Origin of the sequence: Anaerosolibacter carboniphilus (genome assembly GCF_014205875.1) — a bacterium.
GTDB classification, from domain to species: domain Bacteria; phylum Bacillota; class Clostridia; order Peptostreptococcales; family Thermotaleaceae; genus Anaerosolibacter; species Anaerosolibacter carboniphilus.
In genome coordinates, this window is record NZ_JACHEN010000070.1 from 1 (window position 1) to 1722 (window position 1722).

The following is a 1722-nucleotide window of genomic DNA, read 5'->3' on the forward strand; positions in this document are numbered from 1 at the left end:
CGAGGCCGCTGAAAAATAGATAGTTTTTCAGCTAAATCAATTGTACAAAATAAGACACATCAAAATTTGAAGAATAATTCAAATTTTGATGTGTTTTTTTGTTTGATGTGGTGATTATTCCTTGTTTTCTACTTGCTTTTCTCGCTGAGTATCGTCAATATTCTTTTGATATTGACGTTGAAGATCGAAACCGCTCCTTGTATTCGTATGCCAAAAATGCCCGACGAAATCGCTACATCATAGCCGTGCTGGTTTTTTAGTTCGCTGTTCTTCGCTTCAATCATGTAGCGTTGTCTGTTGCGATCTTTAAAGTATTCTGTTTCCTCAAATGTTTTTTGTTCTAAATGTAAATCTGATTTGATAGACACTGAATATGATTTTGACTTTGCTCCTTCTTTGTAGCAGCCTGATTTTCGAGGGCATACTTTACATTTTTCAATATCGAAGTAGTAGGTCATGGTTTGGTTTTTGTTTGTTTTCTTAGTGCCAGTCTTTGCCTTTCGAATCGCAAGATGCCCTGTAGGGCAAACGAAAAGATCTGCGTCTTTATTAAAAGCAAAGTCATCATCTGCTTGGCGTACACCATTTGATATCACCGGATTTAGCTTCGCGATTAGTTTTATTTCATTCTCTTTCGCATATCTCAAGTTGTCCTTTCCAGAATAGGCAGTATCACCGATTACTTCACTGACTTCCATGCCACTGCTTTGACTTTTTTCAATCAGCCTCTGTAATTCCGAACCATCCGGCTTTTCACCAGATGTAATGACCGCAGCTGTAATCAATCGATTTTCGGATAAACCAATGTGAGTCTTATAACCAAAGAATGAGTCATCCTTTGTCTTATAGCCAGTACGAGCCTGTGAATCACCTGCTTCATCAAGAGCACTCTCCGTATCTGATAAACCTTCTCTTAAATAGTTCAGTCTTTTACTAATATTTTCTCTCACACAGAGTTGAGGATGGCTTTCGACTACTTGAGCAATACTTTCGCAATACGCTATGACCTCCTCTAGCGTTGGCTCTACAAGTTTCTTTGGAAAGTGTACCTTCATCGATTCATCGACTTGATAGACATCTCGGCGCAATCGCTTAGCTCTTTCTAAGAGCACTTCTTCCATCGACCGTTGTCTATATCTGGCATGTGTATGTGTTGCGTCAACTATCAAAGCTTTTCCTAGGTCAATCCCTTTCTCAATAGCTAATTCTATTGTTTTCTGTATCAGCTTATCCAACAAATCTTCGTTCTTAAGTCGGAGCCTTCGAAACTTAGTTAGAGTCGTTGGGTGAATTAAATTTGTTTCTTCTGGTGATAAATCCAGAAAGAACTTAAAGGCCATATCTGTGCGAGTACGTTTTATTAAATCCTTATCTGACAACTCGTTCATATCCTTAAGCATAAGATATTTGAACATTCTAATGGGATTTTCAGCAGTACGTCCCATGGAATCGCTGTAGTTTTCTGTAATCTCGTCAAGAACAAAGGAAAAATCGACGAGTTCCTTGATTTGCCTATGTATATCATCTTCAGGTATAAGTATATCGTAAAGAGCTAGATATTTGCTGAAGACCAGTTCTTGTTGGTTGTTTAACATAAACATCTCCTGCTTGTAGTTAGACTTATTATAGTATTCAACATCTATTGCCAATTTCCTTTTTGTGAAAAAGAAAAACCTTATCATAATTTCTTATGACAAGGTTTTGACTTTTTCAGCGGCCTCG

Annotated in this window: 1 protein-coding gene; it reads right to left on the reverse strand. The window is 37.7% G+C overall.

Annotated elements, in window-relative coordinates:
• Nucleotides 1-128: 128 nt before the first annotated feature.
• Nucleotides 129-1595, reverse strand: a complete 1467-nt coding sequence (locus HNQ80_RS25490; RefSeq protein WP_184314079.1) for an IS1182 family transposase — start codon at nt 1593-1595, stop codon at nt 129-131.
• Nucleotides 1596-1722 lie beyond the last annotated feature (127 nt).

Bases quoted from the DNA above. Each gene is read 5' to 3' on its own strand.
- HNQ80_RS25490 (WP_184314079.1), bottom strand. From the start codon at position 1,595: ATGTTAAACAACCAACAAGAACTGGTCTTCAGCAAATATCTAGCTCTT.